The 9359-nt window shown below is 61.9% G+C and carries 8 protein-coding genes and 1 pseudogene; 5 read left to right on the top strand and 4 right to left on the bottom strand.

The genetic code is table 11. The features are described 5' to 3' along the window. Positions 1–1890, bottom strand: a pseudogene (locus VC35_RS27985) (copper oxidase); the annotation flags it as partial. A gap of 266 nt (positions 1891–2156) precedes the next feature. Here VC35_RS27985 and VC35_RS27980 point away from each other — a divergent pair. Further along, positions 2157–2879, top strand: coding sequence for a GNAT family N-acetyltransferase (locus VC35_RS27980; RefSeq protein ID WP_046043964.1), 723 nt, complete (start codon positions 2157–2159; stop codon positions 2877–2879). A 240-nt stretch (positions 2880–3119) separates the two neighbouring features. Here the strand turns inward: VC35_RS27980 and VC35_RS27975 are convergent, their stop codons facing one another. Both VC35_RS27975 and VC35_RS27970 read right to left on the bottom strand, forming a co-directional pair. Beyond that, complete coding sequence (locus VC35_RS27975) at positions 3120–4250, bottom strand: DmpA family aminopeptidase (protein WP_046043963.1); 1131 nt, start codon at positions 4248–4250, stop codon at positions 3120–3122. A 96-nt stretch (positions 4251–4346) separates the two neighbouring features. Beyond that, positions 4347–5450 (bottom strand): extracellular solute-binding protein, encoded by a 1104-nt coding sequence (locus VC35_RS27970; protein WP_046043962.1) that lies wholly within the window; start codon positions 5448–5450, stop codon positions 4347–4349. Between the two features lie 110 nt (positions 5451–5560). Between VC35_RS27970 and VC35_RS27965 the strand changes: the two genes are divergently transcribed. After that, positions 5561–6334, top strand: coding sequence for a helix-turn-helix transcriptional regulator (locus VC35_RS27965; protein WP_046043961.1), 774 nt, complete (start codon positions 5561–5563; stop codon positions 6332–6334). A gap of 84 nt (positions 6335–6418) precedes the next feature. Here the strand turns inward: VC35_RS27965 and VC35_RS27960 are convergent, their stop codons facing one another. Further along, complete coding sequence (locus VC35_RS27960; protein ID WP_046043960.1) at positions 6419–7360, bottom strand: class I SAM-dependent methyltransferase; 942 nt, start codon at positions 7358–7360, stop codon at positions 6419–6421. Between the two features lie 279 nt (positions 7361–7639). Here VC35_RS27960 and VC35_RS27955 point away from each other — a divergent pair, with 279 nt between their 5' ends. The 3 genes from VC35_RS27955 to VC35_RS27945 all read left to right on the top strand — a co-directional run. Further along, the gene (locus tag VC35_RS27955) at positions 7640–8257 is read left to right on the top strand and encodes a cytochrome b/b6 domain-containing protein (RefSeq protein WP_046043958.1); all 618 of its coding nucleotides are present in this window, start codon (positions 7640–7642) and stop codon (positions 8255–8257) included. Next, positions 8254–9039 (top strand): molybdopterin-dependent oxidoreductase, encoded by a 786-nt coding sequence (locus tag VC35_RS27950; RefSeq protein WP_046043956.1) that lies wholly within the window; start codon positions 8254–8256, stop codon positions 9037–9039. The genes VC35_RS27955 and VC35_RS27950 overlap by 4 nt, the downstream gene beginning before the upstream one ends. 53 nt (positions 9040–9092) lie before the next feature. After that, positions 9093–9359 (top strand): pentapeptide MXKDX repeat protein (locus tag VC35_RS27945; RefSeq protein ID WP_046043967.1); only part of this gene is annotated, 267 nt, incomplete at its 3' end.

Here is a 9359-nt window from a genome sequence, read left to right as displayed (position 1 = left end):
GACGATGATGTCGTAACGCTCGGCGATGCCCATGGTGGGCAGGATGGCGTTGTGGTTCTGGAGGTCGCCGTCGGCGTCCAGGTCCATGCTGCCGTCGAACGGCACGGCGTGTTCCATGAGGTTGCCGTCGTTGGCGATCAAGTGGAACGGCACGCGGGTATAGGACAGGCCGGAACCTGCCGGGCCGGGGTATTCACCACCGGTGCCGACGACTTCACGCACCAGTGCGATCCTGAAGTAGCGCGACACCGAGCCATTGAGAATGCGGAAGCGATAGCTGCGTGCCCGCACGTTCAGGCGCGGCTGGTACTGCCAGTTGACCAGCAGCTGATCGCCGAGAAAGCCATCGGTGTTGAACGGGTTGAACCACAACTGGCCATTGGCGTCCCAGGCCTTGTCGGCCAGCATCAGGTTGACGTCATAGTCGCGGTTGCCCCAGGGCAACGCCGAACCGCTGGGCAGGCGCAGGTTGACGCCGTCTTCCAGCGCTTCGTTGCCACGATCCAGGGCGCTGTAGTAGTTCATCATCACCGCGTTGCCCTTGTAGACGTTCTGCGCGGTGAAATCGAGCATGTGGTCGTGGAACCAGTGGGTGCTCATGGTTTCGCGCCAGTCGCCACGGATCTTGATGCTGCCGTTGTTGCACGTCTTGAGACCCGGCGTGGCATCGTTGACGAACAGGGTTTCGCCCGGGGCGCAAGGGAACGCTGCACGCGGATCCTGAGCGCTGGTGTTGATGGTGTCGTAACCGGCCAACTGGATCGGCCAGCGATAGTCGTAGTACTGCCCCGGAAAGAAAAACGCATTGGAAAAGCCGTCGCTTTCGGCCGGGGAGTGGCCGTTGTGTTCGTGGGTGCTGAGGGTGTGCAGGCCAAAACCCATGTTGGCCGACGGATCGATCGGCAGGGCGTTGTAGTGGCGCATCAGCACGGGTTGGCCGTACCGCACCATCAGCAGTTTTGGCGGAAAGGTGCCGTCGAAGGTCCACAGCGCCTTGTGGTTCTGGATTGGAAAGTTGGGATGGAAACGGGTGTCGATGCCTTTGGTGGTGCCCGCAATGACTGGAGCGTCCGAGGTCTGGTTGTAGAGACCGCCTGGTCCGAACTCACCGACGGCGTAGTTGTGCATTTGCCGGCGGTCGCGCATGCCGCCGTTGAGCTTGGCACCCGCTTGAGTGGTCTTGAAGGCGACCTGCGGGTAGAACTCGTTCCAGCGCTGGTGCGACCAGCCTTTTCCTGGTGGACGCCCCTCGGCCGGCGAGCCGACCGGATGGCGGTTGAGGAAGGCTTCGATCTGCGCTTTCCACGGGTTGCGGTCCAGCACGTTGGAATACTGCGACGGAAACGGGTACAGCCCCGGCTGGCGCATGAAGGCTTCCAGCGCCGCGGCCGAAGGACCACTGCGGGCGATGTTGTTCGGGTCCTGCGTGGGCGCCGGGCCGACGATCGGAACCGGGAAGGTCAGGGGGGGCGGCGGCAGTGTCGGGTCGAGTTTCTCCGTGCCGAATTCTTCGAACAGCAGCAATTGCTGAGTGTACGGCTGGGCCCCGAACAACGGGCTGGGCTTGCCATTGGTAGGGATTTTGAAGGATGTCTGCAGGCTGGGCGGCAGCACGTTGTCGGTCGTTGGCGTGGTGCGGGTGCCAAACACGCCATTGGGCAAAGCGACGGAGCCCTGGTTGGCGGGTGGCATGGCCTTTACGGCATCCAGCGCGGCCTTGAAGTCGGTCGGCGGGTTGCTATACGCCGAAGGATCTGTTGGCGGCGGCGGGCTGACATCGTCAAGCGGTGCAGCGTTGACGGTGCCGAGGCTGACGTTGATCAGCATCACAGCGGCGATGCCCGGTTTGCTGAAAAAACCGTGCGATTTGAGGTCTGGCATTTTTTTCATGTTGTTCCCCTCGGGGCGCGCCGGCGTGGCTGACGTTCGTCATTCGCTCGGTGCAAGAGGTGCGCCAATCGAGGAGGGGGCGAAAACTTGTTTGATATCAATAGGCTGGCTAATTGGACTTTAGTCGTAGTGGCACAGTGGGTGGGAATCCTCAGAGTTGGGGGCCTTCACCCACCCATTCCCCCCCACTCACACCACGGACCGCTGTGATAATTGCCAGGCGCGCTATGATAGGCGGCCCTTGCCTCCCGGAGCCTGTCACCGCAATGCCCCTGATCAGCCACTTCAAGAACCCGTGCCCCGAGCACATCAATAGCCAGATCCTGCAGATGGTGGTCGACAACCTGACCGACATCAGCATGGTCGCGATCCCGCCCAGCAACCTGCTGTACAACCTCTATCAATACGCGATCGGCTATGAGGTGCACCTGTATCTGGAGGCGCTGAACGGTGAAAAAGGCATTGCCGTGGAGTTGATTGTCGCCACGGACGAAGACGACCCGCAAAAGGTGACTGGCTTTGTGCTGTACCTGCCGGTGCAGGACGACCCCGAGGCGTGCGGCGTGGCGTACATGGCGGTGCAGGCCGAGTATCGGCGCCAGGGCGTGGCCCGGCGGATGCTGCGGGAAGTGGTCGGCCGCTATCCCCATGCCGAACTGACCTGCGCGGTGGCCAAGGTGCCGTATTTCGAGGCGATGGGCTTTGAGGTGCTGGGTGTGCGCGCGACCCAGGTGTTGATGAACACCCGTGACCACGCCACCGATGGCTTGATGGCGCTGCTGGATGTGGCGTCGATCTACAGCTCGCTGGAAGTGCGGCAGATTCATACCTACCTGCTGCAAAAGCATGGCAAGCGGGCCATGACCGACGCGGAAAAACAGCGCGACCGGCATCTGGACCAGTTGACGCGTAAGGCTCAGGAGTTTGTGCGGGGGCGGTTGGGTGACGATGCGGTGCCAGCCGCCGGCCCTCGGTTGCGCCTGGTCTGATCGCACTCTCCTAAACATCACAACTCCCACATTGGAGATGTATTGATAGGTAGATGGTTTTCGGAGGTAAAAAAAAGAGCCTCAAAGCTCTTGATGGGGAGGAAGTGGAGCCGTGAGGCTCAAGATGCGCGTGAAACAAGCGGTGAGCTTGGTAGTGGTTCAGTTCACTCACCACCTACGCGGCGGCTTGCACAAACAAGCGGCTGCGTAAGTTCATCCTAAAAAGACCTAGTGTTTTACTCAAGTACCGCTAGTCGTATCCCCCGGCCAGCCGGCGCGGCGCAACGCCTTGAGCAGGGTTTCGGTATCCAGCCCCTGCACCCCATGCCCGTTGCCTTCGGCCGTTTCGGCGGCAAGCAGGGCATTGATGATGGCTTCTTCCACGGCTTCGGTGGCGGCCAGGAACAGCTCGCTGATGTGGTCGTTGTTGACCATGCTCAGGTTGTCGGTGGTCGGCGCTTTCTTGCTCTCGTAGGCAGCCGGTGGCACGTGATCGTTACCGGTGGCGAAGGCGATGAAGATGTCGCCGCTGTGGTCTTCATTGCCGCCGCCGGTGCGGGCCAGGCCGAGGCTGGCGCGCTGGGCCAGGCGGGTGCACTGGTGTGGCAGTAGCGGCGCATCGGTGGCCAGGCAGACCACGATCGAACCCATGCCAGGATGGGGTAACGAGGCCTTGAGGAACGGCGAGTCGACCTGTTCCATGTAGCGCCCGACCGGGTAGCCATCGACGCGCAATTCATTGCGAATGCCGTGGTTGGCCTGGACGATCGCCCCCACCGTCCAGCCACCCTGGACACTGCTCAAACGGCGCGACGCAGTGCCGATGCCGCCCTTGAATTCGTGGCAGATCATGCCGCTGCCACCGCCGATATTGCCTTCGGCCACCGGACCACCCGTCGCCGAACGCACGGCCTGGGCCACGTGTTCAGGCTTCACGTGAAAGCCGTTGATGTCGTTGAGCAAGCCGTCGAAGGTTTCCAGCACCACCGGCATGTTCCAGTAGAGGCGCCCGTCATCCGGCTGCTGCTCGCGGTCGAGCACGATCAGCGCGTCGCGCACCACGCCCAGGCTGTGGGTGTTGGTGAAGGCGATGGGGCTGGTCAGCAAGCCGGCCTCGCGAATCCACTCCAGCCCCGTGGCATCGCCGTTGCCGTTGAGCACATGCACGCCGGCAAAGCAGGGTTGCTGGCTGGTGGAACCGGCGCGCGGTTCGATGACGGTGACGCCGGTGAGGATGTCGCGGCCATTGGCGGTGCGGCCTCGCACATCGCTGTGGCCGACCCGTACGCCGGGGACGTCGGTGATGGCATTGAGCGGGCCGGGTTGCAGTTGGCCAATCGGGATGTTCAGGTCACGGGCGCGTGGTTTCATGGGTTTTCTCATCGTTAATTCATTCCAGAAAATTTGCAGGCCAACTCGATCTTGTGGCGAGGGAGCAAGCTCCCTCGCCACAGAACAGAGCTGGATTCATTGACCGTTCTTGACCTTGCTCCAGATTCGCGTGCGCACGCGTTCGGTGGCAGGCGGCAAAGGCTGGAGGGTGAACAAGGTCGCCATGGCTTCAGCCGGCGGATAGACGGCCGGGTTGTTGCGGGTCGCTTCGGCCACCAGCGTGGTCGCGCTGCGGTTGCCGTTGGGGTAGTTGAGGTGGTCGCTGACCGGGGCGATGACTTCGGCGCGCATCAGGTAGTCGATGAAGGCCATGCCTTGTTCCGGGTGTGGGGCATCCTTGAGCAGCACCAGCGTGTCGAACCACACCGGCGCGCCTTCCTTGGGCAAGCTGTAGGCGATCTTCACGCCGTTGCCGGCCTGCTCGGCGGTGCTCTTGGCTTCAAGCATCGCGCCGGACCAGCCCACCGCCACGCAAATGTTGCCGTTGGACAGGTCGCTGATGAACTTCGACGAGTTGAAGTAGGCGATGTGCGGGCGCAGTTTGAGCAGCAGCGCTTCGGCCTTCTTGTAGTCCTCTGGGTTGGTGCTGTTGGGTGGCAGGCCGAGGTAATGCAGGGCGACCGGCAGCATCTCCGACGGCGAGTCGAGCATGGCCACGCCGCATTGGCCGAGTTTGGCCAGGTTCTCTTCCTTGAACACCAGGTCCCAGGAATCCACCGGCGCCTTGTCACCCAGCGCTGCGCGGACTTTGTCGATGTTGTAGCCGATGCCGTTGGTGCCCCACAGGTAGGGCACGGCGTACTGGTTGCCGGGATCGTTGTTGGCGAGTTTCGCCAGCAGATCAGTGTCCATGTTCTTGAAGTCAGGCATCTGCGCACGGGGCAAGGGGGCGAGGGCGCCGGCCTTGATCAGCGTGGGCAGACTGAAGTTGCTGGCCACCACCACGTCGTAGCCGCTGCGGCTGGTAAGCAACTTGCCTTCCAGCACTTCGGCGCTGTCGAAGGTGTCGTAGACCGGCGCAATCCCGGTGTCACGCTTGAAGTCCTGCAAGGTGGTGGGGCCGATGTAGTCGTACCAGTTGTACACGTGCACCGTCGGGGCTTCGACCGCAAAAGCCGACAGCGAAACCGCCAGACAGGCGCCAAACCCCAGATTGAAATACAAGCGGTGACGACTCATGATGCGGCACTCCTGGCCTGTTGCGGCCGGTGGTAATCAGGAGTTTGCAGCGTATCGACCGGGGTGGCCTTCACCCATTCCCATCATGGGTTACTCAAAAGGGGTAGTGCGTGGACGCGTTGTTGAAAGAGTTGCCGGTGCACCAGGGGCTGGCGCGGGTCTTCACGGCGGTGGGGCAGGACGGTTTCTGGCGTGCGCTGGTCGATACCTTGCGCTTGCTGGTGCCGCTGGACAACGCGCTGGTGGCGCTGATGCGCCCGGGCCATGTGCCGCGCCTGCTGATTGACTTCGATGCCAAGGGCAACAGTGATGAACAGGAAGAACTTGCGGACTACCGCGCCGGCATGTACCTGCTCGATCCGTTCTACCAGGCCGCCTGCGCGGGCATTGCCGATGGTTTGCACAGCCTCGAATCGGTGGCCCCCGACCAGTTCCAGCACAGCGAGTACTACTTGAGTTACTTCAGCACCGTGGTCGGTGGGGATGAGTTGCAGTTCATGGTCAACGTCGATGGCGCCGTGCTCGGCCTGTCCCTGGGGCGTGCGACTCGCTTCAGCCTCGAGGAGCAGGGCCGCCTGCTGTGCGTGCGTGACTGGGTGCTGGCGGCGATGCGCCGACACCTGGATTTGCTGCCACCGGAAGGGCCGGTCGCCGAGGCTGTGGCGGGTGACCTGGCAACCTTGCTCGATCGCTTCGACGCACGCCTGACCCTGCGGGAAATCGAAACCGCGCGCCTGATTCTCCAGGGCTTCTCCAGCAAGGCCATCGCCCAGCAAATGGGCATCTCCCCGGAGACGGTGAAAGTGCATCGGCGCAATCTCTATCACAAGCTCAACGTGAACGGGCATGGCGAGTTGTTTGCGCTGGTGTTGCGGCCGCGTTGAGATCCAAGTCAAAAAATCGCAGGCTTCGCCAGCTCCTACAGGCGTATGCACAGGTCCGTAGGAGCTGGCGCAGGCTGCGATCTTTCAGCTCTGCAGCTTGAACACCAACGCCTTCAACCCACATTCCACATCCGCATCCGGGAACTCCGGCGGATTTTCCAGCCGCTGTTCGAACCGCAGGCTTGGCGCCTCGCGGGTCACACCCTCGATCAAGAAGTCGGCACCAAAGGCTGGATCGTTCATGCACGCCAGCACGGTACCTTGAGGGCTGAGCAATTCCGGTAACCGGCGCAGCACGCGCTGGTAGTCCTTGGTCAGCAGGAAGCTGCCTTTCTGGAACGAAGGCGGGTCGATGATCACCAGGTCGTACGGGCCCTTGCCGATCACCTTGCCCCAGGATTTGAACAGGTCGTGGCCGAGGAAACCGACCTTGCTCATGTCGTGGCCGTTGAGCCGGTGGTTGTCGCGACCACGGTTCAAGGCAGGGCTCGACATGTCGAGGTTGACCACGTGGCTCGCACCGCCTTCGATGGCCGCCACCGAGAAGCCGCAGGTGTAGGCGAACAGGTTCAGCACCCGTTTGCCCTCTGCATTGGCCCGCACCCAATCGCGGCCGTAGCGCATGTCGAGGAATAGCCCGGTGTTCTGCTTGCGGCCCAGGTCCACCCGGTACTTCAACCCGCCTTCGGTGATGGTCATTTCCTCGATGACGTCCCCGAGCAGCCACTCTGTGGTGCTTTGCAGCAGGTAGCGGTGTTGCAGCAACAGGGTATGGGCGCCGGACTGGGCCCATTGCTCAGACTGGGTGATCGCCATCAGCACCTGCTTCAGGTCTTCCAGTTGCGCCGCTTCCGGCTCCTTGAACAGCGCCACCAGCACTACGCCTTGCAACCAGTCCACGGTCACTTGCTCCAGCCCCGGCCAGCAACGGCCACGGCCGTGGAACAGGCGGCGGGTTTCGGCGGGGGCGACCGCCAGGGCGGTCAGCAGGTGGTCGTGAAGGGTGGAGAGGGCATCTGCGTTCATTGGTCTGGGTCGGCAATTTGCGGGGGGCGGCATTTAACCATAATTGCACAACCGGCGGACCACCACAGAACCCTGTAGGAGCGAGCCTGCTCGCGATAGCAGTCTGTCATTCAACATTGATGTCGACTGATGGCCCGTCATCGCGAGCAGGCTCACTCCTACAGGGTTTTGGTCGGCAGTGAATGAGCAGTTATCACGTTTAATTTAACTTTACGTGAGGATTTGGCGATCTTCCGGCTCCCATAATCGGCTCCAACGAACAACAACCGGGAGCCGGACATGTCGCAGAACACTGCTTCACCCAAGTCCAGTCATCCACGCTGGCTACGCCTGACCCATTGGCTCAACGCCCTGGCGGTGCTGGTGATGGTCACCAGCGGCTGGCGCATCTACAACGCCTCGCCGATCTACGATTTCAGGTTTCCCAAGTCGATCACCCTCGGCGGCTGGCTGGGTGGCGCGCTGCAATGGCATTTCGCGGCGATGTGGTTCCTGGCGATCAACGGCCTGATCTACCTGGCCTTCAACCTGTTCAGCGGACGCCTGAAGCGGCGTTTCTTCCCGGTGTCGCCCAAAGGCGTGCTGCATGACCTGTGGGACGCACTACGCGGAAAGCTCGGACACGCCGACCTCAGTCATTACAACCAGGTGCAACGGGTGGCGTACCTGTTCGTGATGGTCGACATCACGCTGCTGGTGCTCTCCGGGCTGGTGTTGTGGAAGTCGGTGCAGTTCCCGCTGCTGCGTGAGTTGCTGTTCGGCTACGAGGGCGCACGCCGCGTGCACTTCTTCGCCATGGCGCTGCTGGTGGCCTTCGTGGCGGTGCATCTGGTGATGGTCGCACTGGTTCCGAAAACGCTGTTGGCCATGATCGTCGGCCGCAAGGAGCAGGTATGAAAAAGCGCATTCAGGTACCCGGGCTGGACGAGGCGTCGATCCTGACCGACGCCCGCAAGATCCTCGCCCCGCAGATCGAAGACCGCTCGCGCCGCTCGTTCCTGCTGCGTGGCCTGACCCTCGGCGGCGTGGCAATGCTGTCCGGTTGCAACATCACCGACAACGAAAGCGTCGACACCGCACTGTCGTCCATGTCGCGCTTCAACGACCGGGTGCAGGGCTGGCTGTTCAACCCCAATGCGATGGCGCCGACCTATCCCGAATCGATGATCACCCGGCCGTTTCCCTTCAATGCCTTCTACGGCATCGACGAGGCACCGACGGTGGAGGAGGAGGGCTATCGCCTGGAAGTCACCGGGCTGGTCGCCGACAAACGCAGCTGGCGTCTTGAAGAGCTGCGCGCCATGGCCCAGACCGAGCAGATCACCCGGCACATTTGCGTAGAAGGCTGGAGCGCGATCGGGCGTTGGGGCGGCGTGCGCTTCAGCGATTTCCTCAAGCGCATCGGCGCCGACACCGATGCCAAGTACGTCGGGTTCAAATGCGCCGACGACTACTACACCAGCATCGACATGGCCACCGCGCTGCATGCGCAGACCCTGCTGACGCTGACGTATGACGGCGCGGTGCTGCCGCGCGAATACGGCTTCCCGATGAAGCTGCGCATGCCCACCAAGCTTGGCTACAAGAACCCCAAACACATTCAGGCGATGTTCGTCACCAACACCTATCCGGGCGGCTACTGGGAAGACCAGGGCTACAACTGGTTCGGTGGCAGCTGATGAACGGCCGAGACATTCACCGTCCGCAAACCCATGCTCCAAGGAGATTCATCATGAAAAAGTTGACCACCGTTGTTCTGTCCATGTGCCTGGCCGTTGGTGCTGCCAGTGTTTTTGCCGCCGACACTATGAGCAACGACAGCATGAGCAAGGATTCGATGTCCAAGGACGCCATGTCCAAGGATGCGATGAAGAAAGACGCGATGAAGAAGACCGATTCGATGTCCAAGGACGCCATGTCCAAGGATGCAATGTCCAAGGACTCCATGAGCAAGGACGGCATGAAAAAAGACGCCATGTCCAAGGATGCGATGAAGAAA

The sequence above is a fragment of the Pseudomonas fluorescens genome (genome assembly GCF_000967965.1).
GTDB classification, from domain to species: domain Bacteria; phylum Pseudomonadota; class Gammaproteobacteria; order Pseudomonadales; family Pseudomonadaceae; genus Aquipseudomonas; species Aquipseudomonas grandcourensis.
The sequence above is the reverse complement of the archived record's forward strand: the minus strand, read 5'-3'. Positions and strand labels throughout refer to the sequence as shown.